At 56.7% G+C, this 24,600-nt stretch carries 27 protein-coding genes; 22 read left to right on the top strand and 5 right to left on the bottom strand.

From position 1 onward, the window contains the following. The first annotated feature begins 5 nt into the window (after positions 1-5). Both KVT34_RS00750 and KVT34_RS00755 read left to right on the top strand, forming a co-directional pair. Positions 6-917 (top strand): energy-coupling factor ABC transporter ATP-binding protein, encoded by a 912-nt coding sequence (locus KVT34_RS00750; protein WP_217556190.1) that lies wholly within the window; start codon positions 6-8, stop codon positions 915-917. Then, the gene (locus KVT34_RS00755; protein ID WP_217556191.1) at positions 898-2,994 is read left to right on the top strand and encodes an ATP-binding cassette domain-containing protein; all 2,097 of its coding nucleotides are present in this window, start codon (positions 898-900) and stop codon (positions 2,992-2,994) included. The genes KVT34_RS00750 and KVT34_RS00755 overlap by 20 nt, the downstream gene beginning before the upstream one ends. 128 nt (positions 2,995-3,122) lie before the next feature. Here the strand turns inward: KVT34_RS00755 and KVT34_RS00760 are convergent, their stop codons facing one another. Beyond that, a complete protein-coding gene (locus tag KVT34_RS00760; protein ID WP_042228596.1) occupies positions 3,123-3,392 on the bottom strand; it encodes a hypothetical protein in 270 nt (89 codons plus the stop codon). A gap of 108 nt (positions 3,393-3,500) precedes the next feature. On the opposite strand from KVT34_RS00760, the gene KVT34_RS00765 reads away from it, so the two are divergent. After that, entirely contained in the window at positions 3,501-3,776 is a 276-nt protein-coding gene (locus KVT34_RS00765; protein WP_042228594.1) for a hypothetical protein, read from the top strand. On the opposite strand, the gene KVT34_RS00770 is transcribed toward KVT34_RS00765, so the two are convergent. Beyond that, positions 3,719-3,973 (bottom strand): hypothetical protein, encoded by a 255-nt coding sequence (locus tag KVT34_RS00770; protein WP_217556193.1) that lies wholly within the window; start codon positions 3,971-3,973, stop codon positions 3,719-3,721. The genes KVT34_RS00765 and KVT34_RS00770 overlap by 58 nt on opposite strands. Before the next feature lie 207 nt (positions 3,974-4,180). Between KVT34_RS00770 and KVT34_RS00775 the strand changes: the two genes are divergently transcribed. Both KVT34_RS00775 and KVT34_RS00780 read left to right on the top strand, forming a co-directional pair. Next, positions 4,181-4,387: a hypothetical protein gene (locus tag KVT34_RS00775; RefSeq protein WP_042228592.1), complete on the top strand. Its 207-nt coding sequence runs from the start codon at positions 4,181-4,183 to the stop codon at positions 4,385-4,387. Positions 4,388-4,531: 144 nt separating this feature from the next. Continuing rightward, positions 4,532-4,897 (top strand): carboxymuconolactone decarboxylase family protein, encoded by a 366-nt coding sequence (locus tag KVT34_RS00780; RefSeq protein WP_217556194.1) that lies wholly within the window; start codon positions 4,532-4,534, stop codon positions 4,895-4,897. 247 nt (positions 4,898-5,144) lie between these two features. Here the strand turns inward: KVT34_RS00780 and KVT34_RS00785 are convergent, their stop codons facing one another. After that, on the bottom strand, positions 5,145-5,405 hold the full coding sequence (locus KVT34_RS00785; protein WP_217556195.1) for a DUF2627 domain-containing protein: 261 nt from the start codon (positions 5,403-5,405) through the stop codon (positions 5,145-5,147). A gap of 328 nt (positions 5,406-5,733) precedes the next feature. On the opposite strand from KVT34_RS00785, the gene lpdA reads away from it, so the two are divergent. From lpdA to KVT34_RS00805, 4 genes are all read left to right on the top strand, one after another. After that, the gene (gene lpdA, locus KVT34_RS00790) at positions 5,734-7,158 is read left to right on the top strand and encodes a dihydrolipoyl dehydrogenase (RefSeq protein ID WP_217556196.1); all 1,425 of its coding nucleotides are present in this window, start codon (positions 5,734-5,736) and stop codon (positions 7,156-7,158) included. A 120-nt stretch (positions 7,159-7,278) separates the two neighbouring features. Beyond that, positions 7,279-8,280 (top strand): thiamine pyrophosphate-dependent dehydrogenase E1 component subunit alpha, encoded by a 1,002-nt coding sequence (locus KVT34_RS00795; RefSeq protein ID WP_217556197.1) that lies wholly within the window; start codon positions 7,279-7,281, stop codon positions 8,278-8,280. A gap of 25 nt (positions 8,281-8,305) precedes the next feature. Next, the gene (locus tag KVT34_RS00800; protein ID WP_217556198.1) at positions 8,306-9,286 is read left to right on the top strand and encodes an alpha-ketoacid dehydrogenase subunit beta; all 981 of its coding nucleotides are present in this window, start codon (positions 8,306-8,308) and stop codon (positions 9,284-9,286) included. Positions 9,287-9,300: 14 nt separating this feature from the next. After that, positions 9,301-10,710 carry a dihydrolipoamide acetyltransferase family protein gene (locus tag KVT34_RS00805; protein WP_217556199.1) on the top strand — a complete coding sequence of 470 codons (1,410 nt, stop codon included), beginning with the start codon at positions 9,301-9,303 and terminating at the stop codon, positions 10,708-10,710. A gap of 6 nt (positions 10,711-10,716) precedes the next feature. Here KVT34_RS00805 and prli42 read toward each other — a convergent pair whose 3' ends face one another. Continuing rightward, a complete protein-coding gene (gene prli42, locus KVT34_RS00810) occupies positions 10,717-10,818 on the bottom strand; it encodes a stressosome-associated protein Prli42 (protein ID WP_016423989.1) in 102 nt (33 codons plus the stop codon). Between the two features lie 71 nt (positions 10,819-10,889). Between prli42 and KVT34_RS00815 the strand changes: the two genes are divergently transcribed. Further along, on the top strand, positions 10,890-12,026 hold the full coding sequence (locus tag KVT34_RS00815; RefSeq protein ID WP_009674394.1) for a M20/M25/M40 family metallo-hydrolase: 1,137 nt from the start codon (positions 10,890-10,892) through the stop codon (positions 12,024-12,026). A 258-nt stretch (positions 12,027-12,284) separates the two neighbouring features. Further along, complete coding sequence (locus KVT34_RS00820) at positions 12,285-13,310, top strand: LCP family protein (RefSeq protein ID WP_217556200.1); 1,026 nt, start codon at positions 12,285-12,287, stop codon at positions 13,308-13,310. Positions 13,311-13,346: 36 nt separating this feature from the next. Here KVT34_RS00820 and mciZ read toward each other — a convergent pair whose 3' ends face one another. Further along, the gene (gene mciZ, locus KVT34_RS00825) at positions 13,347-13,484 is read right to left on the bottom strand and encodes a Z-ring formation inhibitor MciZ (RefSeq protein ID WP_084706561.1); all 138 of its coding nucleotides are present in this window, start codon (positions 13,482-13,484) and stop codon (positions 13,347-13,349) included. A 216-nt stretch (positions 13,485-13,700) separates the two neighbouring features. On the opposite strand from mciZ, the gene KVT34_RS00830 reads away from it, so the two are divergent. From KVT34_RS00830 to KVT34_RS00880, 11 genes are all read left to right on the top strand, one after another. Next, the gene (locus tag KVT34_RS00830; protein ID WP_217556201.1) at positions 13,701-14,267 is read left to right on the top strand and encodes an NUDIX hydrolase; all 567 of its coding nucleotides are present in this window, start codon (positions 13,701-13,703) and stop codon (positions 14,265-14,267) included. After that, entirely contained in the window at positions 14,267-15,496 is a 1,230-nt protein-coding gene (locus KVT34_RS00835; protein WP_217556203.1) for an endonuclease Q family protein, read from the top strand. Before KVT34_RS00830 ends, KVT34_RS00835 begins: the two co-directional genes overlap by 1 nt. A 57-nt stretch (positions 15,497-15,553) precedes the next feature. Then, positions 15,554-16,057, top strand: coding sequence for a PCYCGC domain-containing protein (locus KVT34_RS00840; protein WP_217556204.1), 504 nt, complete (start codon positions 15,554-15,556; stop codon positions 16,055-16,057). Positions 16,058-16,243: 186 nt separating this feature from the next. Next, positions 16,244-16,885, top strand: a complete 642-nt coding sequence (gene spoIIM, locus KVT34_RS00845; RefSeq protein ID WP_217556205.1) for a stage II sporulation protein M — start codon at positions 16,244-16,246, stop codon at positions 16,883-16,885. 102 nt (positions 16,886-16,987) lie between these two features. Then, entirely contained in the window at positions 16,988-17,509 is a 522-nt protein-coding gene (fur, locus tag KVT34_RS00850; RefSeq protein ID WP_217556206.1) for a ferric iron uptake transcriptional regulator, read from the top strand. Positions 17,510-17,745: 236 nt separating this feature from the next. Further along, positions 17,746-18,555 (top strand): SDR family oxidoreductase, encoded by an 810-nt coding sequence (locus tag KVT34_RS00855; RefSeq protein WP_217556207.1) that lies wholly within the window; start codon positions 17,746-17,748, stop codon positions 18,553-18,555. Positions 18,556-18,680: 125 nt separating this feature from the next. Then, positions 18,681-18,917, top strand: coding sequence for a DUF4227 family protein (locus tag KVT34_RS00860; protein WP_217556208.1), 237 nt, complete (start codon positions 18,681-18,683; stop codon positions 18,915-18,917). Positions 18,918-18,999: 82 nt separating this feature from the next. Next, positions 19,000-19,899, top strand: a complete 900-nt coding sequence (gene xerD, locus KVT34_RS00865) for a site-specific tyrosine recombinase XerD (protein ID WP_217556209.1) — start codon at positions 19,000-19,002, stop codon at positions 19,897-19,899. Between the two features lie 260 nt (positions 19,900-20,159). Then, the gene (locus KVT34_RS00870) at positions 20,160-20,981 is read left to right on the top strand and encodes a purine-nucleoside phosphorylase (RefSeq protein WP_217556210.1); all 822 of its coding nucleotides are present in this window, start codon (positions 20,160-20,162) and stop codon (positions 20,979-20,981) included. Positions 20,982-21,150: 169 nt separating this feature from the next. Further along, positions 21,151-21,531 carry a cupredoxin domain-containing protein gene (locus tag KVT34_RS00875; protein ID WP_009674411.1) on the top strand — a complete coding sequence of 127 codons (381 nt, stop codon included), beginning with the start codon at positions 21,151-21,153 and terminating at the stop codon, positions 21,529-21,531. Between the two features lie 269 nt (positions 21,532-21,800). Further along, complete coding sequence (locus KVT34_RS00880; RefSeq protein ID WP_309244051.1) at positions 21,801-24,503, top strand: CHASE3 domain-containing protein; 2,703 nt, start codon at positions 21,801-21,803, stop codon at positions 24,501-24,503. Positions 24,504-24,600: the final 97 nt, after the last annotated feature.

A 24,600-nucleotide genomic window follows, 5' to 3' on the forward strand; every position in this document is an offset into this window, starting at 1 on the left:
GGGAAATGGAATACGAACACGAGAAGCATACGCAATCCCCCTATAGCATGCACGAAGTGTCCGTCGTCAAAAGAGGAGAGTTTGAGGAAGGCGTTTCCGCCGCGGATCAAACACTTCTGAACGAAATAAATATGGAGCTGCACAAAGGCGAGTGGCTCGCCGTCGTCGGCCGTAACGGAAGCGGCAAGAGCACCCTGGCGAAAGTGATGGCCGGGCTCATTCCGGCGGCGGGCGGAACTATCGAACCCGGCTGGACGGCAGGAGAGCGGATGCGCATGGTGCTGCAAAATCCGGATACCCAGCTTATCGGGGAGACCGTGTATGAAGATTTATGCTTGGGAATGGAAAACGCCGGAATAGATCCCGAACGAATGCCGGAAACAGCCCGTCATGTATTGGGGCTCGTCGGTTTGGCGGATAAGCGCGATGACAGCTGCGAAGCTTTATCGGGCGGCCAGAAGCAGCTGACGGCTGTGGCGGGAGCGCTGGCTGTCGGCGCTTCCGTTCTGCTGATGGATGAAGTGACCTCGATGCTGGATTCCTTTTCGCGCAGCCTGGTGCTCGGAGCGCTTTCGCAGCTTCACGAACAGGGCGTGACTATCGTCTGGATCACCCAGAGGCTGGATGAACTGGCGCTCGCCGATAAGGTTATCGTTGTGGACGAAGGAAAGACCATCTATTCGGGCGATGTACGGGATTTTTTCTATGGAAGTATGTCGGATGACGGCTCTCGCGATAAAAGCGGGGGGAACAGCGCGGCCGCTTCTCCTTGTCTGGCGCTGGGATACGAGCTCCCCTACACGGTAGAGGTCACAAGGGAGCTTTACAGGCTGGGGGCCCTCGGCCTTAAAGAGCGGCCGGTCACGCCGGGCGAATTGATGGAGGTTTTGAACCGATATGGACTGTCTGCACGTTAAAAACCTTTCGAAAACCGTCGGCGGGCCGGACGCTGCTTTTGCCGTCCGGGACGTATCCTTCACGGCGGTTCCCGGGGAGATCACGCTGCTCATCGGCCGGAGCGGAGCGGGGAAATCGACGCTGCTGGATATGCTGGGAGGGCTGTCCGTTCCGGACGAGGGCGTCATCCGGTACGGGGATACCGGGCTGTGGCCGGGCAGCAAGCAAAGCGTCAGGGAGGCGAGGCGGAAGCTGGCGCTTGTTTTCCAGCACCCGCACGAGCAGCTTTTCGCGGCAACGGTCCGGGGGGAGTTTTACTATACGCTGAGACCGTTCAAGCTGAGCAGAGAGGAGCGGGAAGCCCGCACAGCCGAAGCGCTGGAGCTGTTCGGCCTCGGCCCCGAGCTGCTGGACGAGCGCCCTCACGAGCTCAGCGGCGGCACGCAGCGCAGGGCGGCCCTCGCGTCCGTGTTCGCGTCCCGGCCCCGCTGGCTGCTGCTCGACGAGCCGACAGCGGGCCTCGATCACGAGGCGGCGGCGAGGCTCACGGGCACGCTGCGCGACTGGACGCGGCGGACCGGCGGCGGCGCGCTCGTCGCGACGCACGATCTCGATGCGTTCCTGCCGGTGGCGGACCGCATCGTGATGCTCTCGCAGGGCACAGTCGTGCACGACTGCACCCCTGCGGAGCTGGCTGCGCGTCCCGCCATGCTGGGGGACGCGGGGCTGCTGCTGCCGGAAGCGCTGGCGCTCGGCAGCCTGCTTCGCCGGCACGGCGTGGACGTGCCGGCAGGGCTGCCCGCGCCGGAGGAAACGGCGCGGGCGATTGCCGCCGCGCTGGCGGCGGGAGCGCGGCGGGGGTACGGCGCGGACGCAGCGGCGGGTCTTTCCGCGCCGGACGAGCGTGCGGCGCCAGCGGAAAGCGCCGCCGCCTCCGCGCATGCGTCCGCGTGCGGCGGAAGCGCGTCCCGCGAGGCCGCGCTTTGCGGCCGCGTCGGCGCGTCTGCCGCTTCCGGCAGCCGGGCCGCCTCAGCAGGTGCAGTTTCGGCCGGTCCGCTTGAATGCGGCAGACGAGTCACTCCGGCTATACGGGATGACTCGTCTGCCGTGCAGACAGTACGGGCAGGCACCCCGGAAGAGGCGCTGTCACCGGACTCCGGCACACAGTCTTCCGCCGCCGCAAGCGGCACGTCTGTCCTGGAGACCGTACCGGCAGGCACGTCGGGCGGTGACCGGTCTTCTGCTCGCGTCAGCCGGCCGGCCAACGCCGCAGACGGCGTTCCGGCGATCCCCGCAATCAGCGGCTCATCCCCGGAAGCGGCCCCCCGTCCACGCGCCCTGACGGTCGGACGCCTGTTCGATCCCCGGACCTTCTGGATCGGGTATGTGCTTTTGTCGGCGGGAATTCTGCTTCAGCATTCGCTGATCGGCCTGGCTGTATCCGCGGCAGTGACCTTGGCAGCCGTTCTGCTGTCGCAGGTACCTTTCAGGGCCGTCTGGAAGCCTCTGCGCGCTTTTCTGATTTTTACGGGCCTATCGGCTGTAATTGCCGGACTGACGATTGGAGCCGGTCAAGGAGGAAGCCCCGTAGGCTTCGAACCGCAAGCGGCCCTTTCGGCGGTACGGGCGTTATCGAACCTGATGCTGGTGCTCGTCCTGGGCGTCCTCTTTCCGCTTACGGTGGGCTATTTGCGGATGAAGCAGGGAGTGGAGCAGGGGCTGGCCTTTCTCGGGAGGCTGAAGTTCCCCGTTGAGGCCGTTGCGCTGACGGCTTCGCTCATGTTCCGGTTTATCCCGCTTATCGGCGGGCAGTGGAACCGGTTCAGCCGTATCGCCAAAGCCAGGGGACAGGGGCGCAGCGGCAAAATCGGGATAGGCCTTGCCGAGTTCCGGATTATGGCGCTGCCGTTCATGTTCTCTCTGATCCGCATGGCCGACGAGTTCTCGACGGCTTTGGAGATCAGAGGCTACAGCCGGACGGGAGGCAGAAGGACCCGAAGCCTGACACTGCGGATGAACCTTCGCGATTATGCCGCGATGGGTGTTTTCCTCCTTGTGTTCCTCTGCCTGGCCGCCCTGGCCGGCATACTCGGATAAAGACACCGGCTTTTCCGCAGTTCAGGCGGACGCAGCGCCCCTGAACCGTCTCATACGCCCGGTATATAAAAAGCCTGCAGAACGGATGAACGTTCCACAGGCTTTTTATGCTTCCTTCCGGGGAAGGGTTAGGATTCGATTTTTTGAAGGGCTTGGCCGGAGATGTTGTCCAGGTACCGATCCAGGCAGTTGCAAAGGAAATCTTTGCGGCAGATCGGGCATGGCTCCTTCAGAAGCCGGGAAATACGGGATGCTTTAATTTCTCCGGATTCCAGATTGCGTTCGAAGAAAATACGGCCGTGTGTACGGTCTTTCAGAACGACAACGACTTCAAACAAGCCGTTTTTCGGGTTATCGCTTACTTTGGTTGCTTCAACAACCTGCGGATCATATGCCATGTTTCTTCCTCCTTAGTCACTCCTGCGTCTTCGGACAAAGACAGGCAGTGGATTTTTATATTATAATAAATTCAGCACGTTGTATTCAATAGAAAGGTTGGAGGCCCTTTGGAGATCGATTATGCGGAAGTGATTTCGGCGGAAAACGAACTGAATCTTGCCGTCGGCGTTCATTTCGAAGACGAACCGGATTCCTACTACGTCGTGGATATTCTGGCTTCGCCGGAAGGACGCATCCGCAGCCTGGAGCTGCTGTTTAACGGTTTTTCGTGCAAATACACCTTCAAGCCGGACGAGAAGGAGCAGCTTGTCCGTTACTTAAACGCTCATAACCCGCTTGCTCTGCCCTGGGTGATCCCGGATGAAGAAGCCGGCGTAAAATAATAAACGGAACCGTCCTCCGTATGCGGGAACGAGTTCCGTTTATGTTTGTGCGCGACTCTTCTTTTTTTCTCCTGCAGAGTCGGTGTGGATTTGGTGACGGGTTGAACGCCGTCCCACGATTTCCGTTTGATTGCGGGATCGAGTTTTCCTTCGCGGATTTGTTTGTCCCGCAGCTTGCGTGCTCGGCTGATCGCCATGTCGGATTGGCCTCCTTTTAAGTCTTCGCAGACTTTTGAATACTTTATCTAGTATACTCCTTAAAGCGCCGGATTGACAATGAATAGTGCCGGCAGAAAAAGCCGGGAACTGAAGCGCGGCCGGGCAAGCGGAAGTGGCGGGCAGGAAACTGACGGACGCTCGTTATCCTGCAAAAACCGCGAACATAGAGGGAGGTGCCGGGAAGCGTGAAAATCAGAATAGATCTTTCCGTAGGCGGCGAGAACATAAAAGAAGCTTTTCTTCAGATAGAGGATCGTAAAGTGGATCATTTAACGGAGGAAGAACTGCTCCAAGCCGTTGAGATCAATATCCGCAGTTGGGCGGACCGGGAAATCGGAATTTCCTGGGAAATCGTGGAGTTTCCCGTGCGGCCCGAGGAAGAAGAAGGCTAAAACGCAGCGGCCGGTATTCAAGCTGTTAGGATGCGGAAGCACGGAACGGTGCCGACGCCGCCTTATTTGCTTTTTCGTATGGGCGCAAGGCGCTTGGGGTACTCTACAGGAGACCAAACGGAATCTGCCAGTGGGGTGAATACAATGAGTTCTGTAACACATGCGGGCGGCGGGGCGATGGACGCCAAGATTGGCGCCTATAAAACCGGAATTTCACAGCTGCAGGAGCAGCTTCCGTCGGTAGCGAACGCTTATCATCAGTTTACGGGCGAATGTTTCAAAGACGGCGCGCTTCCCGGGAAAACCAAGCAGTTGATCGCACTGGGCATGGGGCTTTTTGCCAACAATGAGGTCTGCACGTTCTACCACGTCCAAGAAGCGCTGAGCGCAGGGGCGAACGCCGAGGAAATCAGAGAAACGGTAGCGGTCGCGGCCGCAATCGGCGGAGGACACGCCATGTCCCAGGGAGTTACACGGGTCGAGCAGGCTCTCCAAGGTGTCGTTCATTAACGATGGATGATTTTTTACGCGGCATAAAAAAACAGCTCCCTGCTGAAAGGATTACCTTTCGGGCGGCGGAGCTGTTTGTCTGTAGCGGGGGCTGGAAAGGTGCCTGCCCCCGATCTTAACGACCGGAGCGAATGAATCTGAACCGGACGAGTGATCTCGGTTATGTGTCATGTGTCATGCGATGCCAAACCGGTAGCCCGGGAGCGGAGGATTCTTTTGTGCCGGGCGGGCCGGACGGACGTACGGATTACTGCCGTCTGCGCTTCGCTTTGAACCGGGGTGCGACGTAATTGCGCTTGCGGTCCCGGAAGAAGGTCCAGCCCCCGATAAAGGCGACGCCGAGACCGAATAGAATGAAACCGAGGACGAATTTACCCCAATGCATATAGCCTTCCGCCTCGAATTGATGGAAAAACGCGTCTTTCATGGACAGAAAACCGTAGGTCGCCATAACGCCGGGAATAACGAGAAGCATGATCGCGACAAAACGGCTTAATTTATCTTTCATAATGCGGCTCCTTTACAAATCAGAGAAGAGAATAAGTGAGGGCTCAGCGCCTTTATTCCCATGATACCGTGTCCGGATGGTTCTGTCTATTTTGGATGCCTACTATATTTTAAGGGCGTACAGGGGTTACAATGAACGGGACGGGGATCGGCCGTACCGGGGCACGTGCCTGCCCGGCAGCCGGCTTTTACGGAAGGCCCTTGTACGTTGTACAATGAGGACGAATCAACCCTGCCATACATAACAGGTTCATACACATACAAGCATGAAAGACCATGAAAGATCATGAACGACCCAAGGCTTCGTAAAAGAACAGGAGGAACATAACATGAGTGGACAAGCGTACGATATCGTAATTTTGGGAGGCGGAACGGGCGGTTATGTCGCCGCTATCCGTGCGGCCCAGCTCGGCAAGAAAGTGGCGCTGGTGGAGAAAGACAAACTGGGCGGAACCTGTCTGCACCGCGGCTGTATCCCGAGCAAAGCGCTGCTTAGAAGCGCGGAGGTTCTGGCGACAACGAGGCAAGCGGAAGAGTTCGGCGTTATTGCACCAGAAGTTTCCCTGGACTTCACCCGTGTGCAGTCGCGTAAAGACGGGATCGTGGCTCAGATCCACAAGGGCGTGCAGTATCTTATGAAAAAAAATAAAATCGACGTGTTTAACGGAATCGGCCGCATTATGGCTCCGTCGATTTTCTCTTCGAGAAGCGGGACGCTTTCCGTCGAAATGCCGGACGGCAGCTTCGAGACGCTGATTCCCGAACACCTTATCCTCGCCACGGGATCGCGGCCGCGCGTCCTGCCCGGTCTGGAGCCGGACGGCGAACACATTTTGACCAGTGACGAGGCTCTGGCGCTCGAAGCGCTGCCGGATTCCCTCATCATTGTCGGCGGGGGTGTTATCGGCGTCGAATGGGCTTCGATGATGAACGATTTCGGCGTGGACGTAACCGTTGTGGAAGCGGGCCCCCGCCTCGTGCCGACCGAGGACGAGGAAATCTCCCGCGAGCTGGACCGGCTGCTCCGCAAGCGCGGCGTGAAGGTGCTCACGAACGCAAGCGTGCTCGCGGACACGCTCCGCAAGGACGCTTCCGGCGTCACGGTCGCCGCCGAGCAGAAAGGCGAGCGCGCGGAGCTCGCCGCCGCCAAAATCCTCGTATCGGTGGGAAGAGCGCCGAACGTGGAACAGTTCGGACTGGAGAACACCGATGTGAAGATCGAGCGCGGCTTCATCCGCGTGAACGGGCATATGCAGACGAACATCCCGCACATCTACGCCATCGGCGATGTGATCGGCGGTCTGCAGCTGGCCCACGCGGCCAGCCACGAAGGCGTCGTCGCGGTCGAGCACATCTGCGGTTTGGAGCCGCACACACACGAGGCGTACCGCATCCCGAGATGTGTCTACACACGGCCGGAAATCGCGTCCGTGGGCTGGACGGAAGCGGAAGCCAAGGAGAAAGGCTTCCGGATCAAAACCGGCAAGTTCGGCTTCAAGCCGCTCGGCAAAGCCATCGTGTACGGGGAGAACGACGGTTTTATCAAAGTCGTGATCGACGCGGACAAGAACGATTTGCTCGGCGTTCACATGATCGGACCTCACGTCACGGACTATATCGCCGAAGCCGCACTGGCTCAGCTTTTGGAAGCTTCCCCGTGGGAAATCGGCAGCACGATTCATCCGCATCCGACGCTTTCGGAGGCGTTCGCGGAAGCGGTTCTCGCCGCCGAAGGACGGGCCATCCACATTTAACCAGAGGTTGAAAACGGCTGTCTGTGCCAAATGTCCGTTGAATTGGACAAGAATACCGTTTATAATAAGCATATAGTGTCTAGTATTAAGACCAGGTAACAAAAAGGAGGCACAGCCCCAATGTCCATCGGTCAATACGTTAAACATCAGCAATTAGGACTTTCCGATGAAAGAGTCATTCAAATGTATACATCCATGCTGCTCGCGCGCAAATTCGACGAGCGGTCCCTGCTTCTGCAGCGTTCCGGCAAAATTGCCTTTCACGTATCGGGCGTAGGCCAGGAAGCGGCTCAGGCCGGAGCGGCATACGCTCTCGACGCCGAGAAAGATTATTTCCTGCCTTATTACCGCGATTACGCGTTTGTTCTTTCGGTGGGCATGACCATGAAGGAACTGATGCTTTCGGTATTCGCGAAAGCGGAAGATCCCAACAGCGGCGGCCGCCAGATGCCGGGCCACTTCGGACACCGCAAGCACCGGATCGTGACGGGCTCCAGCCCGGTTACGACGCAGGTGCCTCATGCGGTCGGTATTGCCCTGGCCGCCAAGATGAGGGGCGACGAACTAGTTTCCTTCGTGACTTTCGGAGAAGGCTCCAGCAACCAGGGAGACTTCCACGAAGGCTGCAACTTCGCCGGCGTACACAAGCTGCCGGTCATTCTCATGTGCGAGAATAACCGGTACGCGATTTCGGTTCCCCACCACAAGCAGGTTGCGGGCAATATCGCCGACCGGGCGATCGGCTACGGTTTCCCCGGCGTGAAAGTGGACGGCAACGATCCGCTGGAAGTGTACCGCGTGGTGAAGGAAGCCCGCGAGCGCGCTCTGCGGGGCGAAGGCCCGACGCTGATCGAGGCGGATTTGTACCGGGTTCCTCCGCATTCCACGTCGGATAACGATCTTTTGTACCGCACGAAGGAAGAAGTGGAAGAGAACCGCGCCAAAGACGGACTGCCGAAATTCCGTCAATATCTGATCGACTGCGGGATCTGGAGCGAAGAGAAGGATCAGGAGCTGCTGACTGCGATTCAGCAGGAAATTAATGAAGCGACAGCCTATGCGGACGCGGCTCCTTATCCGACAGGCGAAGATACGCTGAAGCACGTATACGCCGAGGCGTAAGTGTAAGAGCAGAGGAGGCAGCAACGTGGCAGTAATCACCTATTTGGAAGCAATCCGTTCGGCGATGCAGGACGAAATGCAGCGCGACGAAAATGTATTTGTCTTGGGAGAAGACGTCGGCAAAGGCGGCGTGCTCAACGCGACGAAAGGTCTGCGTGACCTGTACGGCGAGAGCCGTGTCCTCGATACGCCGCTGGCCGAATCGGCTATCGTCGGAACGGCGATCGGAGCCGCAATGTACGGGATGAAACCTATCGCGGAAATCCAGTTCGCGGACTTTATTTTTCCGGCGACGAACCAGATTATCAGCGAAGCGGCCAAAATCCGCTACCGCTCCAACAACGACTGGAGCTGCCCGATCGTCATCCGCGCCCCGTACGGAGCGGCGGGAGGCGGAGCGATTTATCACTCGCAGTGCCCGGAATCGGTATTCTTCGGAACGCCCGGCCTCAAAATGGTCGCGCCGTCGAATCCTTACGACGCCAAAGGACTGCTTCTGGCGGCTATCCGGGACCCGGACCCGGTCCTTTATTTTGAGCATAAGAAATGTTACCTCTCGCTTTCGGCGGAAGTGCCGGAGGGCGACTATATCGTACCGATCGGCAAAGCCGAAGTGAAACGCGAAGGCACGGATCTGACCGTGATCGCGTACGGAATTGCCGTGCACTACGCTTTGCAGGCGGCGGAAGAGCTGGCGAAGGAAGGCATCAGCGCCCACGTGCTCGATCTGCGCACGATCCAGCCGCTTGACGTTGAGGCGATTCTGGAAGCGGCGGCCAAGACGGGCAAGGTTCTGATTGCCCACGAGGATAACAAAACAGGCGGGATCGGGGCCGAAGTTGCGGCTATCGTAGCCGAAGAGCTGCTTTACGATCTCGATGCGCCGATCCGCCGGTTATGCGGCCCGGATGCTCCGGCCGTCGGAATGAACCCGCCGATGGAGAAGTTTTTCCTGCTTAACACGGACAAATTAGCGGACGCGATGAGAGAACTCGCGCAGTTTTAATGGGGGAACGCGATATGAGCGAATCAAAATTCCGGCTGGCCGAAGTGCCGGTGCCTCATCTGGCGGAAAGTCTCGTTTCCGCTACGGTCGGTACCTGGCTGAAGCAGCCCGGTGACTATATCCAGCAGTACGACGTGCTTTGCGAGCTGTACACGGACAAAGTCAACGTCGAAATGCCCAGCCCGATCGAAGGCCGGCTGGTCAAAATCCTCGTCGGCAGCGGCGAGACCGCAGCCGTAGGAGACCCGATCTGCCTCCTGGAAGTGCCGGAGTCGGCGGAAGCGGCTACCGCGGGCGCAAGCGGCGGTCCCGCATCGCAGGGAGACTCCGCGGCGGCAATCGCGGAAGACAGCGCCGACCAGAGCATGCGAGGCCGGTACTCGCCCGCCGTGCAGCGTCTTGCCGCGGAGAACGCCGTGGATCTCGGCCGCGTCAAGGGTACGGGATTCGGCGGGCGCATCACGCGCAAGGACGTCGAAACCTACATAGCGCAGGGCGGGGCACAGGCGGCTCCCAGCGGCGGCAGCCAAGCAGGTGCACCGCTTGTTCAGACGCCGGCCGTGCCGCAAGCTCATGCCCCGGCCGCACCGGCGCATCAACCGTCTGCGGAAGCGCCGGCTGCTAATCCTTACAGGCCGGAGCCGCAAATTCCGGTGCGCAGCAGCGGCATTCACCTTTCGCAGAACCCGCCGACGCCGCTCGAATTCGACGCGAATTCGGATTCGCGGGGGGAAACGTTCATCGATGTGACGCCGATCCGCAACACGATCGCGAGCCGCATGCGCCAGAGCGTATCGGAAATTCCGCACGCCTGGACCATGATCGAAGTGGACGTAACGAATCTCGTGACCCTGCGGAGCAAGGTGAAAGAAGAATTTATGCGCCGCGAAGGGATCAATCTTACCTATCTTCCGTTTCTTCTGAAAGCTGTGGTCAACGCCATCAAAGACTACCCGATCATGAACTCCGTCTGGGCGGTCGATAAAATCATCATCAAGCGGGATATCAACCTCGCGCTTGCGGTCGGTACGGAAGAATCCGTTCTGACGCCCGTGATCAAGAAAGCGGATCAGATGAATATCGCGGGGCTTGCCCTCGAAGCGGACACCCTAACGAAAAAGGCCCGCGCCGGCAAGCTGTCGTTAAACGACCTGCAGGGGGGCACTTTTACCGTGAACAACACGGGCTCCTTCGGTTCCATCCTTTCGCAGCCGATTATCAACTATCCGCAGGCGGCCATTCTGACCTTCGAATCCATCGTGAAAAGGCCGGTCGTGATCCAGGATATGATCGCGGTCCGTTCGATGGTAAACATCTGCCTGTCGCTGGACCACCGGATTCTGGACGGGGTTATCTGCGGACGCTTTTTGCAGCGCGTGAAGGAAAATATGGAAGCCTACAATCTTGAAACCAAGCTGTATTGAGGCGTATTATGAGGTAGTCAGGAAGCTGAGGGAGACCATCAAGGTCGAAGCGACCATGCTGAATAGCATGATATACACGACGATTTTGAACAGACGGTTGCGTTTCATACCAATCACTCCTATTCGGACAAACTTTTCGCTGACTCTATTGTAAACCATAGCAACAACGGAGGGAACCCATGATCCAGCAGGAACGGTTAATAAAAGAATTTATCGAGCTTGTGCAGGTCGATAGCGTTACGCAATACGAGCAGGAGATCAGTGTAGTCCTGCAGACGAAATTCAAGGAACTCGGTCTTTCCATCCAGACGGATGATGCGGCCGAGAAAACCGGCCACGGGGCCGGCAACCTGATTTGTATGCTGGAAGCCAGCGGCGCTCCGGAATCGACCCCGTGCATTTTCTTTACGAGCCATATGGATACGGTGGCTCCGGGCAACGGAATCAAGCCGCAAATCGGTGAAGACGGAATTATCCGCAGCGACGGAACCACGATTCTCGGAAGCGACGACAAAGCCGGCATCGCGGCGATGTTCGAAGCGATCCGGGTGCTGAAGGAGCAGAATATCGCTCACGGTCCGATCCAGTTCGTGATCACGGTAGGCGAAGAATCCGGGCTCAAAGGCGCACGCGCGATGGACCCGTCCGTCATGAAGGCCGAGTTCGGCTATGCGCTGGACTCTAACGGAGAGATCGGCGAAATCGCCGTTGCGGCTCCGGCCCGCGCCGAAATCAAGATCGTCATGTACGGCAAATCCGCTCATGCGGGTGTGAACCCGGAAGACGGCATCTCGGCCATCCAGGTGGCAAGCAAAGCGGTATCCCGCATGAAGCTGGGCCGCCTGGATTCGGAGACGACGGCCAACATCGGCAGCTTCTCCGGCCTCGGTCCGCTCAACGTGGTCTGCGACCGCGTGCTTCTCGAAGCGGAAGCGCGCAGCATCGTTCAAAGCAAGCTGGAGGCACAGCTGGCCGCGATGGAGCAGGCGTGCAAAGACACGGCGGCCGATTTCGGCACGACGTGCGATTTCGAAGCGGATATCGTGTATCCCGCTTTCATGCACGACGAAACATCGCCGGTGGTGAAGCTGGCCATGAAGGCCCTGGAAGGCATGGGCTGCAAAACCAGCACGTTCCACTCCGGCGGAGGAAGCGACGCGAATATTTTCAACGGCATGGGGATTCCTACGGTGAACCTGGCGGTAGGTTACAAGGAAATTCACACCACCAATGAACATATCGCCGTATCCGATCTCGTGAAAACAGCCGAAGCGGTCGTGGCTATCGTCCGCGAAGTAACGGAACAAGCGAAATAAGCGGTCCGAACTCAAGAACCTCCATCCCGACAGGCCTAACGGCAGTCCGGATGGAGGTTTTGTTTTTTAGATTCCGTTCTGCCCGTTTTGTCGGCAAAGATGTATTTCTCCTCAGGGAGCCGTACGTCTTTGTTTTCGACTCACAAAGTTTCCCGCTTTCTACAGAAGATGTTAGGGGCGGGGATCTTTTTTTTGCCGGCGGTTTCCCCATACTACGGATATTGCACATTTGCAGAATCGGGGGGTGAAACGGAACGGATGAAACGAGAACGCAGAAGAAAACGGTTCTGGCTCTGGGCTGTGCTGCCGCTTGCCCTGCTGCTCGCGGTCGGCGGTTATTACGCGTGGAACGCTTATCACAGCTGGAATCTGGTGTACAAAGAACGGACCGACACGGGAGTTCCGCAAACGACACCGGTTAACCCTGCGCCGGTCCGTGAAACCCTTGCCAAGGAGACGTATGTGTTTCTTATGCTGGGGATAGACTCGGGGAACGTGGAGCAGGGGCGTTCGGATACGAACATGCTGGCCGTTGCCGATTCTTCAAGTCAGAAAATAACGCTGCTTTCGATCCCGCGGGATACCCGGATCCGCATTCAGGGCCACGGCAAAGAGAAACTGGCCCACGCATACGCTTACGGGGGAGCGGATCTGGCCGTGAAAACCGTCGAAGCGTTTTTCGGCATCCCGGTCGATTACTATGTGGCTTTTAATTTTAACGGAGTCAAAGAATTCGTGGATACGCTCGGGGGACTATCGATTGATGTGGAGAAAAATATGGACTTCGACGACCGGATCACCCACCGTCATGTGTATCTCAAGAAAGGCAGGCAGACGCTGAACGGTCAGCAGACGCTTAATTATGCCCGGTACCGTGGGGATGCGGACGGAGATTTCGGCAGAATGCGCCGCCAGCAGCAGGTTGTGCGCGAGCTGCTTACCCAGACGGTTCAATACCGCAACGTGGCCAAGATCAATAACCTTCTTAAAATTATGGGTGGCAATGTCCGCATGGACATACCGGCCCGAACCATTTTCCAGTTTGCAAGCACATTTTCGGCTCTTACCGGAAACGATGTGGTTACTATGCCGCTTGAAGCTACCACAGGGATGATCGGGGGAGTATCGTATATGAATATAACGGAGAGCGAGCGAAGCCGGGTTGCGGCCGAATTGCAGAGGCTCATCCGTAAACAGCCGGAAAATACGACGGCGCCTTTACAATCTTACGGGATTTACGACTTGATTGATCCAGGGGTGGGAGACCGGTTCGGAAGGCCGTAACCGTTTTATGCTCGCCAGGGAGAGATCGGCGCGGGTTCAACCGGATTTTTGTTCCAAAAAGACGACGAGAGGCAGATCGCGTCCGCCTTTCTGAACGGCAAGCTGAAGAAATTGTTTAATTTCCCATGCCTTTCCGACGAGACAGAGGCTTTCGGAAGCTGTATAATTTTTCATGATTCATTCCTCATTTCCGCAATTAGTTTAGGTTAAAACCTATGCGAGTAAGGGACGAGTTATGTCAGCTGTTAAAATAAGGCACAAAACCCTGTATTCATTCTTTCCCCGTTTTGCCATAATTCAACACAGGGTAAAGACGTTTTTTTTCAGCCATTTGTTATAATAGGGGAGAAAACAAGCGTTTCCGGGATTCACCCGGGGGAGGAGCAGGACATGTCAGCAGATCAGAATAATCGGAAATTTGAGGAAGTTACGATAAAAACCGAACCCATCTTCGAGGGCAAAATCATTACGCTGCAGGTGGATCATGTCCGCCTGCCGAACGGGGAAACGGCCACGCGCGAGATCGTGAAGCATCCCGGTGCGGTGGCCGTTCTGGCCTTAACGGACGACGACCGGATGATCGTGGTGGAGCAGTACCGCAAGGCGCTGGAAAAAAGCCAGGTGGAAATTCCGGCCGGCAAGCTCGATCCCGGCGAAGAGCCGATCCGGGCGGCGATCCGCGAGCTGGAGGAAGAAACCGGCTACAGTTCGGAGTCGGTCCGTCCGGTCTGCTCCTTTTATACGTCTCCGGGCTTTGCCGATGAAATTCTTCATCTGTTCGTAGCCGAAAACCTGGTCCGCGGGGAAGCGAGGCCGGACGAGGACGAATTTCTGGAGTGCGATGCGATCACCCTCCAGGAGGCGAAAGAGCTGATTGCGCGCGGGAGCATCAGCGACGCCAAAACCATCACGGCCGTATATGCCTGGCAAGCGTACAAGCTGACGGGCTCGTTCTGATGCTGCGGACGTACTACGCGGATCTTCACATTCATATCGGCCGGACGGAGAAGGGAGCCGCAGTCAAGATCAGCGGAGCCCGGAACTTGACGTTCTACAACATTGCCCGCGAGGCGTCCGACCGCAAAGGAATCGAGATCGTCGGCATCATCGACTGTCATTCGCCGGCTGTACAGGAAGAGATCGAGCACTATCTCGCTGCCGGCGAAATGAAGGAGCTGGACGGCGGAGGCATCCGGTATCACCAGACCACGGTTCTGCTGGGAAGCGAAATCGAGGTGCGCGATCCGGGTATGGGCCCCGTGCATCTGCTTGTTTTTCTCCCGAAGCTGGCCCAGATGAAAGAGTTCACGGAGTGGATGCGACCGCGGATGAAAAATGTGGAGCTGAGCTCCCAGCGCATGTATGTCACGGCCAGGGAACTTCAGGCCGAGGTGCTCAGGCGGGGAGGCATCATGATCCCCGCGCACATTTTTACGCCCCACAAAAGCATCTACGGCAGCGGATCGACCCGCATGGAGCATATGCTGGATCTGGACGGGCTGGCGGGTGTGGAACTCGGCCTCAGCTCCGATTCGGAGATGGCGGGCTATCTGCCGGAGCTTGACCGCTACACGTACGTCACGAATTCGGATGCCCATTCGCTCGGGAAAATCGGCCGCGAATACAACGAGCTGCGGCTGGCGGAGCCTACGTTCGCGGAGCTTCTGCTCGCTCTCCGCAGAGAAGATGGCCGTGCGGTTACCGCGAACTACGGTCTGAATCCGCGGCTCGGCAAATATCACCGCACCTACTGTCTAAGCTGTGAAAGCATCCTGGACGAGAGCGAGGCGGCCGTTGGAAGATGCCTCTACTGCGGCAGTCCCAAAGTAGTCCGCGGCGTTATGGACCGCATCATGGAGCTTGCGGGCCGCGAGGAGCCGTATGTGCCGGATTACCGGCCGCCTTATTACTACCAGGTACCGCTGGAATTCATTCCGGGACTGGGCAAAAGAAAGCTGGACGGGCTGCTGGCCAGATTCGGCACCGAAATGAACATCCTGCACCGGGCGACACGGGAAGAGCTGGCGGAGACGGTGGGTGACGACATTGCCGGGATGATTTTGGAGGCCCGCACGGGCGTTCTCGGTCTCCAGGTGGGCGGCGGAGGCACTTACGGTAAAGTCAGAGCGCCGGAGAAAGCGAAGCCGGCTGACAAGGGAACGACCGGGAACCGCGCAAAGCGATAAACACGGGCCCGTAATAGAAGCGATCTAATTCCCGCAAAGGGAGAGGGGAATCTGGACATGTTGAAAAAATGGGGCCTGCTCACGGCGACCCTTCTGTGCGCGAGCATGCTGGCAGCCGCCTGCGAAAGCGGCGGAGCCAAGCAGGCGGCGCAAGGTGACGGCGCGGCGCATCATGCCGCCAACGGAGACTTGCAGGAGAAGACGGCTTCGTCCGCCGTCCTGCCGAAATTTCTGAACAAGCAGCGCGAAGAAATCCGCCTTGTTTACGAGCTAGCGGGCAAAAACGCGGACTTGCTGCAGTCCATGCCGTGCTACTGCGGCTGCGGCGAAAGCGCCGGCCACAAGAGCAACCAGAACTGCTTCATCCGCGAAACGAATGCGGACGGTTCCGTCGTCTGGGACGATCACGGGACGCGCTGCGGCATCTGCATGGAGATCGCGGTAAAGGCCATCTCGCTTAAGAAGGACGGCAAAACGCCGCTGGAAATCCGCAAGCAGATCGACGAGACCTATAAAGGCACCGCGGGCAAGCCGACCGATACGCCTCTGCCGGAGGCGTAGGACAGAAACGCGGGAAACCGCTTCTGCCGGATGACCGGAGGTTGCTGATTCGTAAAAAGCAAAAGCCCTCAACTCAAGAGGGTTTTTGCTTTTTTGCTTTTTGTACATTGCCGTACGGCTTGGTCTATCCCGGTTATCCGCCGCATATACTGCCTATAGTGAACAAGCGGACAAGGAGGACTTATCATGCCGGCTATGCAGACCTTGAAGCAGTATTTCAAAGAACAGTTTACGCTCTTTCTATTCGTCTCGGTCCTCTTCGTTGTGGGTGTCGTGTTCGGCGCCGTCATGGTCAATGCGCTGTCTCTCGAACAGAAGCAGGAACTGGGACGCTATCTCAGTTCGTTCTATCGGACGATACAGGACGGGGCTCAGGTGGACGGGAAGCAGTCGATGCTGGCGGCGTTCTCGCTTCATATGAAATGGATTCTGCTCATCTGGACGCTCGGGCTGTCCGTTATCGGACTGCCGCTTATTCTCGTGCTGGATTTTCTAAAAGGCGTTCTGATCGGCTTCAGCGTAGGCTTTATGGTCGGGCAGCTTTCCTGGAAAGGCGTCGCTTTCGCCCTTGTTTCCATCGCGCCCCCGAATCTGATCGTGGTTCCCGCCATTCTGATCTGCAGCGTCGTTTCCATCAGTTTCTCTCTGTTCATTATCAAAAACAGGCTCGTCCGCCGGAGCGGAACCATCTACCACCCGTTCATGCGTTACTCCGGCGTTACGCTGGCGATGGGCGTCTGCATGTTTGGGGCGGCGCTTTTGGAAGCATTCGTATCTCCGACGATGATGAAGTGGGTTACGCCGATGCTGGCGGCTCTTACTAACTAGAATAATTCTAAATAGTCGTTTGACTTTCGTGACTCCCTCCCTCTATAATGAAAAAAGGGAAACTATCGCGCCGTTTAGACGCGTTGTAAGAGGGGGAGGAGTATGGAAGCACGTATTGAGAAGATCAAGCAGCAGCTGCAATCCCAAGGTTACAAGCTGACTCCCCAGCGGGAAGCGACGGTTCGAGTGCTGCTCGAGAATGAAGAAGATCACCTTAGCGCCGAGGACGTATTTATGCTCGTCAAGGACAAAGCTCCTGAGATCGGACTTGCTACCGTGTACCGGACGCTCGAATTGCTCAGCGATATGCATGTGCTTGAGAAAATGAATTTTGGAGATGGCGTAGCCCGTTACGATCTTCGCAGCGACAGCACACATCACCATCATCATCATTTGATCTGCGTGCAGTGCGGCGCAGTGGACGAAATTATGGAAGATTGGCTGGGACCGCTGGAAGAACGGCTCGCCCGTGAATATAATTTTAAAGTGCTGGATCACCGACTCGACTTTCAAGGTATCTGCCACAGATGTCTGGAGAAAGGCGCCGATCAGCCGAAAAATAAAGACACTAACCATAAGCATCACCATCACCATACAAGCGCAAAACCTTCTACGCTCGTTTAAACAGACGCGGAAGGTTTTGTCTGCTTGATGCGTCCCGCAAGCCCTTGGAAGCCCGCTGCTCGCTCAGCGGGCTTTTTGGCGCGTCTGCAGCCGTTCACAGCCCTTGTCGCGAAGATGAAAATCGGGCGCGTTCTTTCGTTTCTTCGGGCGGTTCACCGGGTAAGGAGGCAGTGGAACATATCCATCGCCAACATGCCGCTGCCTTGCGGGTGTCGGCTTTTAGAGGAGGACGGTCCATGGAGCAAACCAACACCATACATACGGGGGAATACGGCCTGGCCGGGAAAACGGCGCTTATCACGGGAGCAAGTTCGGGGATAGGCAAAGCGGCGGCGCTGAGACTCGCCAAGCTGGGAGTCAAGGTCTGCCTGGTGGACATCCGCAAAGAGTATGCCGAGGATGTTCAGGAAATTATTATGCGCAAGGGCGGAGAAGCGATCGTCGCCGAAGCGGACATTTCCGACCCGGCACAGGTCAAAGAAGCTTACGCGAAGCTGCAGGAAACATGGGGACGGCTTGATATCGTGCTGGCCAATGCGGGCATTAACGGTAAAATAGCGCCGATCGAAGACCTGGAACCCGAGGAGTGGGACGCAACCCTGCAGACCAACCTGAAGGGGACGTTCTTGACCGTAAAATACGCGGTGCCGCTGCTCAAAGAAAATGGTGGCAGCATCGTGATCACCAGTTCCATCAACGGAACGAGGATTTTTAAAAACTTCGGGTTTACGGCCTACAGCTCTTCCAAAGCGGGGCAGGTAGCTTTCGCGAAAATGGCCGCGCTTGAGTTGGCCCGCTATAAAATCCGCGTCAACGTCATCTGTCCGGGTTCGATCGACACGAACATTGAGGACAGCACGGAACGTACGCCGGAGCTGGAGGCAATCCGGATACCGGTGGAATATCCGGAAACGAGCATGCCGCTGGCGGACCGTCCCGGAACGGCGGATCAGGTGGCGGACCTGCTGGTCTTCCTAGGCTCCGATCTTTCCAACCACGTTACGGGGACGGAAGTTTACATCGACGGCGCGGAATCGCTTCTTTAGCGGCCAGGGAGGGCCCCGACGGGGCGCTCCCTCTTTTTATACCCGAAACCCTTACACACGTTCGGCGGAGCCGCATATCCGGCGTTCCCTTCTCATACGCTTGTTATAAAGGGGGGACGGGTTGTATGATCGTATCCGTACATAAATGGCTGGAGAGGACCAAGTTTCTCATTCTGTTCGTCACGCTGACGTATATTCTGTACAGGGTGTTTGGCCTGTTTTCGGTCTGGGTCGAACCGGTTGACAAGTACCGTCATCCCAGCGGCACGTCGGTAAAAGTGTTCCAGCAGCACGCGATTCAGACCGAAGGCAGCGAGAGTATGGCGACGAGGCTCCGTTTGTTTTATTGGTACGGGGAATAAAGAGGAATTATCGGTTTTGTGACGAATGGTATAAAGACTTAAAACCGGCTAGCTTAGAAATGCCATGAAGGAGCAAGGAAACTTGAGAGAAGATCTGGAAGTATTCATGGACTATCTGGAACATGAGAAAGGCTTGTCCCGGAATACGCTCGAATCGTATGCTCGGGATCTGCAGCAGTATATAGAATTTCTGGAGCAGCAGAACATCCGGACGCTGGGAGAGACGAGCAAGGTGCATGTGGTGAGTTACATCGCCCGTCTCAAGCAGCTCGGCAGGGCTACAGCGACCCAGTCCCGGACGCTTGTTTCGATCCGTTCCTTGTACGGTTACATGATCCGCTGCGGCAGGATGGATTTCGACCCTACGCGCGATATCGAGAATCCGAAGCAGGAGAAGAAGCTGCCCCAGGTGCTCACTATGGACGAAATGGAGCGCCTGCTCGCGGCGCCGCAGACGGACACGAGCAACGGCATCCGGGACAAGGCCATGCTCGAGGTGCTGTATGCGACCGGCATCCGCGTATCGGAGCTGATCAGCCTAGATGTCGGCGACGTCAACACGAGCCTCGGATTTGTCCGCTGCGTCGGAAGCGGGGCCAAGGAGCGGATTATTCCGCTCGGAAGCATGGCCGCCAAAGTGGTCGACGAGTATGTGTCCGCCTCGCGGCCGCAGCTGATGAAGGCGCACAAGCCGGAAACGGCCTTGTTCGTGAATCATCTCGGTACGCGCATGACCCGTCAGGGCTTTTGGAAAATGCTGAAGCGTTACGCCGCGGACGCCGAAGTGGACAAGGACATTACGCCGCATACCTTGAGGCACTCCTTCGCCACGCATCTCCTGGAGAACGGCGCGGATCTGAGATCGGTGCAGGAAATGCTGGGCCATGCCGACCTTTCGACTACACAGGTGTATACGCATGTGACGAAGTCGAAGATGAAGGAAGTTTACGACCGGACGCATCCGAGAGCGAAAATGACGTAAACGGTTACCCGGCCCCTTATGGGGCTCTTCCTTTTTGGCGGAATAGGAAAATCCTTTAATGCGGCAATGCGGCAATGCGTCATTGGGTATTTTTGCATCCCGGGGGCAATAATGAGATAATGTCCATGCTGTTTTTGCCTTACATAAACATTTACGGGGCTTTAAACCCGCATTTGACAACCGGAGGGGGTTGTCCAAATGAACAACCTTATTCGAGGAATTCAAATAATCGGACACAATAAGAGAGGAAGTGTTCTTGCATGAGCACAGAAAAACAACGCGTCAATGAAGCGGCGGCCTATATCGAGAAGAAGCTCGGCTTCCGTCCGACCATCGGTCTTATCCTCGGCTCCGGACTCGGCGTCTTGGCCGATCTTATCGAAGAAGCGGTCGTTATCGACTACAGCGATATCCCGCACTTCCCGGTTTCGACCGTGGAAGGTCATGCGAGCGAGCTTGTGGCCGGCACCATAAAAGGCAGACAAGTCGTCATGATGAAAGGCCGCTTCCATCAATATGAAGGCTACGGCGCGGAAACGGTCGCATTCCCGGTGCGCGTCATGAAAGATCTGGGCGTTCAGACGCTCATCGTAACCAACGCGGCGGGCGGCGTGAACACGTCTTACGAAGTCGGCGATCTGATGGTGATCCAGGATCATATCAACTTCATGTTCCGCAATCCGCTCATCGGTCCTAACGACGACGAGCTCGGAGTTCGCTTCCCGGACATGTCGGAAGCTTACAGCAGAAGACTCGGCAAGCTGGCGCACAGCGTTGCCGAGAAACAGAACTTCTCGCTGCGCGAAGGGGTTTACCTCGGGCTTCTCGGCCCCACTTACGAAACGCCGGCGGAAATCCGCATGATCCGTACGCTCGGAGCGGACGCCGTCGGTATGTCGACCGTGCCGGAAGTGATCGTCGCACGTCATGCCGGCATCGAGGTGCTCGGTTTCTCCTGCATCTCGAACATGGCCGCGGGCATCCTGGACCAGCCGCTATCCCATCAGGAAGTGATGGAGACGACGGAGCGGGTCAAGCCGAAGTTTCTGCAGCTGGTTCTCGGCATTATCGAGGAGCTGTAGGCTTTACGCAAACGGCTTTGCTTCGGACGGATGACGGTCCCAAGCGGCTTACGGATCAAAATATCACGGAATTGTCACAAATTATTCGAAGTTTGCCTCAGGAAGGGATTAGGCAATTTCCGTTATTTTAGGTACAATAATTAGGTAATTACGCGATGGGGGGATCTTCATGTACAAGTGGATCATGTTTGTACTATTTATCGGCGCGAGTGCTATGGGAGTGGGTTTCCTCTTTCAAGATATCAATGCCCGACAAGCGGAAAGAGCCGCGGAAGAAACAGCCGGCGCTTCTCTCAAAATTGCAGCATCCAACTGGAAATTCGATCAAGCGGAGTACAAAATTCCGAAAGGCCAGACCAAAGTTTCTCTTATCCTGAAAGAAGGCGTGCATGCCATCGACATTACGGGTGAAGGCGTGGACGTAAAGCTGGACGGAACGAACAAATCCCAGGAAGTGAACTTCGAGAAGCCGGGCAAATACGAAATTAAATGTATCCTGCCTTGCGGCGAAGGCCACAACGATATGAAGTCGGTGCTGGTAGTGGAATAAGAGCAGTCGGTTTGAAAAAGGGGTCCCTGGAGGGCTCCTTTTTATTTGTTCATGCGGAGGAAAGTTTTACAAAAATCTAGTAAACCCGGTTAGCAAATAACAGCGATCAATAGTATACTAGTTAAATTAAGCTGTTTGTTACGAACTGCAAAAGGCCGGGTAATTCAGGCCTCTACGAAGTCGCGTGCCCCTCAGGAAGCATGCGGCCTTTTTCAGCCGTGCCCTTTTTGTTCGTTAAAGAAAAGTATCCGTAACTAGGGGGAGTAAGAGTGGCGCGAGCACGGCGTTTCAGTATCCGGTGGAAAATTATGTCCGGTTATCTGCTTATCTTGATCTGCCTGGCGGCCTCGATTTTTGCCGTAAACGGACGGATTGTCTCTCTGCAGAAAGAGATCGATTTTGTCACGGAACACGATATTCAGGTTCATGATTTGACGTCGGAGGTAGAAAAGCAGCTTCTCGACATGGAAACGGGGCAGCGGGGGTACGTCATTACCGGGGATGACCGTTACCTGGAGCCCTACGAGAAAGCGCAGGCAAACTGGTTGGCGGATTACGATACGCTTCACGGTCTTGTTGCCGACAATCCTTCTCAGCAGAAACGGCTGGAGGAACTGCGGTCCGTTATCGAGAAATGGATCGCGGAAGCGGGACAGCCTGTCATTGCGTGGAAAAAAGCCGGTAATACTCCGCAAATCCAGCAATATTTTCAAGAGGACCCCGGTAAAAAATATATGGATCGGATTCGTGTCCTGGTCGACACCTTCCGCAGTACGGAAACCAAATTGACCCTAGACCGGGTGGCTAATCTGGACGAGCGGAACAAGGACATGCGCAGCGTCCTGTACCTTATGATGCTCGGCGTGGCCGTCGTAGCCGTTGCGGCTGCGATCCTGATCTCCCGGTCGATTCAGGGGACGATCCGCAAGGTAATCCGTGCCATCGACCATCTGGCTTCGTCGGACGGCGATCTTTCCGAACGGATCGAGGTCAAGTCACGCGATGAAATACGCGACCTCGGAGATGCGACGAACCGTCTGCTCGACAATGTGCAGCGGGAAACCGGGGAGAAAACGCAGGTGGCCGAGTTGACGACCGCTCTGCAGGGTTTTACGGACACGGCGGCTTTGTCCGGCATGTTCGTCCGCAAAGTCGCGGAACTGTTCAACGCCCCGTACGGCGTGGTTTACATGCTCCAAACCGTGGAAGGGGAGTACGGCCTTCACCGGATGGCCGCGTACGCGTCCGATGGCGGAAACGGGGAGCGCTCCCGCATGTTTAAACTGGGCGAAGGCCTCGTCGGACAATGCGCGGAGGAAAACCGGATGCTGGCCGTCGATCACCTGCCGGAAAACTACGTGACGGTCCGTTCCGGACTCGGAGAAGCGGCGCCGCGGCATATTCTGATTGCCCCGGCTTCTTTCAAAGGTTCGGTTACGGCTGTGGTGGAATTTGCCTCCTTCGAACCGTTTACGGCTTCACAGCGCCAAGTATTGAGAGAGCTTCTCACTTCGTTCGGCATCATACTCAACAGTGTGGGAAGCCGCATGGAAGTGGAGCGCCTGCTTCAGGAATCCAGAGTCATGGCGGAAGAACTTCAAGTCCAGTCCGAAGAGCTTCGCACCCAGACGGAAGAAATGCAAGTGACGAACGAAGAACTTGAAGCCCAGTACCGGGTATCGGAACAAAAAACGCTGGAGCTTGAGCAGGCGTCGCTGGAACTTCAAGCCAAGGCGGAGCAGGTCCAGCTGGCTTCCCAATACAAATCGGAATTTCTGGCCAACATGTCCCACGAGCTGCGGACACCGCTGAACAGTATGCTGCTGCTTTCGCAGTTCCTCGCCGAAAATCAGAACAATACGCTGAGCGAAGAGGAACTTCAATATGCGGAGCTGATTCATAAGGCGGGCAACGATTTGCTCGCGCTCATCAACGACGTTCTCGATCTTTCCAAAGTCGAAGCGGGCAAGCTCGAAATTAATTACGCACCGTTCAATTTGACGGAGCTGCCCGACAAAATGGAACATCTTTTCGGCAAAATGCTGGAGGACAAAGACGTTGCGTTCAAACGCAGCCTGGAGCCGGGACTGCCGGAGATCATCCAGACCGACGGACAGCGGCTGGAGCAAATCGTCAAGAATCTGCTGTCGAATGCGGTTAAATTTACGCATTACGGGGAGGTAACCTTGTCTCTGCGACGGGCGAAAGAGGACGAAGAGAACCATCTGCTGCCCGGCCTCGATTGGACGACGGCACTGGCGATATCCGTCCGGGATACGGGGATCGGCATCCCGAAGGACAAGCAGGAACATGTCTTCGAGGCGTTCAGACAGGCTGACGGAGCGACGAGCCGGCAGTATGGAGGCACGGGGCTGGGGCTTTCCATTTCCCGCGACCTGGCCGGCCTGCTGAACGGCTGCATCCATCTGGCGAGCGAGGAAGGAGCGGGAAGCACCTTCACGCTGTATATCTGCTGCCTGGATCGGGCGGATACACCCAGTATGGAAGCGGCGTCCGCACTGGAAGCGGAGGCGTCTGCCCTGCCGGCGCCCGCGAAGCCGAAGCGTGAGGCTTCCGGCCGAACCGGAACCGTTATCGCCGGAAAAACCGTGCTTATCGTGGATGACGATCCCCGCAACGTCACGGCGCTCAGCGCAGCGCTGGAAAGCAGGGGAATGCGAGTGCTGACGGCAGGCGACGGGATCGAATGTCTGGCGCTGATGGACCGTACGCCGGATATCGACGTCGTGCTGATGGACATCATGATGCCGGGGATGGACGGGTATGAGGCGATGACCCGCATTCGGGAACGCGCAGAGTGGGCGGATCTTCCGCTCATTGCCGTCACGGCCAAGGCGATGAAGAACGACCGGGATAAATGTATCGAAGCCGGTGCTTCCGACTATATCTCCAAGCCGGTTGATTTGAATCAGCTGATCTCTCTGCTGAATGTATGGTTGAACGAAAACTGAAAATTCGTTACGGATGAAGAGCGCGGCTGAGGAGCCCGCTCTTTTTTTGTTGAAGTCTTTTGTTTGGATAGGGAATCTCTGGAATATTTTTGCCCGG

The organism is Paenibacillus sp. GbtcB18 (genome assembly GCF_019091125.1).
In the GTDB taxonomy this organism is placed as follows: Bacteria; Bacillota; Bacilli; order Paenibacillales; family NBRC-103111; genus Paenibacillus_F; species Paenibacillus_F chitinolyticus.

Coding starts and splice junctions, on each gene's coding strand:
- KVT34_RS00750 (WP_217556190.1), top strand. CDS start 6: ATGGAATACGAACACGAGAAGCATACGCAATCCCCCTATAGCATGCAC.
- KVT34_RS00755 (WP_217556191.1), top strand. CDS start 898: ATGGACTGTCTGCACGTTAAAAACCTTTCGAAAACCGTCGGCGGGCCG.
- KVT34_RS00760 (WP_042228596.1), bottom strand. CDS start 3,392: ATGGCATATGATCCGCAGGTTGTTGAAGCAACCAAAGTAAGCGATAAC.
- KVT34_RS00770 (WP_217556193.1), bottom strand. CDS start 3,973: ATGGCGATCAGCCGAGCACGCAAGCTGCGGGACAAACAAATCCGCGAA.
- KVT34_RS00780 (WP_217556194.1), top strand. CDS start 4,532: ATGAGTTCTGTAACACATGCGGGCGGCGGGGCGATGGACGCCAAGATT.
- KVT34_RS00785 (WP_217556195.1), bottom strand. CDS start 5,405: ATGAAAGATAAATTAAGCCGTTTTGTCGCGATCATGCTTCTCGTTATT.
- lpdA (WP_217556196.1), top strand. CDS start 5,734: ATGAGTGGACAAGCGTACGATATCGTAATTTTGGGAGGCGGAACGGGC.
- KVT34_RS00795 (WP_217556197.1), top strand. CDS start 7,279: ATGTCCATCGGTCAATACGTTAAACATCAGCAATTAGGACTTTCCGAT.
- KVT34_RS00805 (WP_217556199.1), top strand. CDS start 9,301: ATGAGCGAATCAAAATTCCGGCTGGCCGAAGTGCCGGTGCCTCATCTG.
- prli42 (WP_016423989.1), bottom strand. CDS start 10,818: ATGAAACGCAACCGTCTGTTCAAAATCGTCGTGTATATCATGCTATTC.
- KVT34_RS00815 (WP_009674394.1), top strand. CDS start 10,890: ATGATCCAGCAGGAACGGTTAATAAAAGAATTTATCGAGCTTGTGCAG.
- KVT34_RS00820 (WP_217556200.1), top strand. CDS start 12,285: ATGAAACGAGAACGCAGAAGAAAACGGTTCTGGCTCTGGGCTGTGCTG.
- mciZ (WP_084706561.1), bottom strand. CDS start 13,484: ATGAAAAATTATACAGCTTCCGAAAGCCTCTGTCTCGTCGGAAAGGCA.
- KVT34_RS00830 (WP_217556201.1), top strand. CDS start 13,701: ATGTCAGCAGATCAGAATAATCGGAAATTTGAGGAAGTTACGATAAAA.
- KVT34_RS00835 (WP_217556203.1), top strand. CDS start 14,267: ATGCTGCGGACGTACTACGCGGATCTTCACATTCATATCGGCCGGACG.
- KVT34_RS00840 (WP_217556204.1), top strand. CDS start 15,554: ATGTTGAAAAAATGGGGCCTGCTCACGGCGACCCTTCTGTGCGCGAGC.
- spoIIM (WP_217556205.1), top strand. CDS start 16,244: ATGCCGGCTATGCAGACCTTGAAGCAGTATTTCAAAGAACAGTTTACG.
- fur (WP_217556206.1), top strand. CDS start 16,988: ATGGAAGCACGTATTGAGAAGATCAAGCAGCAGCTGCAATCCCAAGGT.
- KVT34_RS00855 (WP_217556207.1), top strand. CDS start 17,746: ATGGAGCAAACCAACACCATACATACGGGGGAATACGGCCTGGCCGGG.
- KVT34_RS00860 (WP_217556208.1), top strand. CDS start 18,681: ATGATCGTATCCGTACATAAATGGCTGGAGAGGACCAAGTTTCTCATT.
- KVT34_RS00870 (WP_217556210.1), top strand. CDS start 20,160: ATGAGCACAGAAAAACAACGCGTCAATGAAGCGGCGGCCTATATCGAG.
- KVT34_RS00875 (WP_009674411.1), top strand. CDS start 21,151: ATGTACAAGTGGATCATGTTTGTACTATTTATCGGCGCGAGTGCTATG.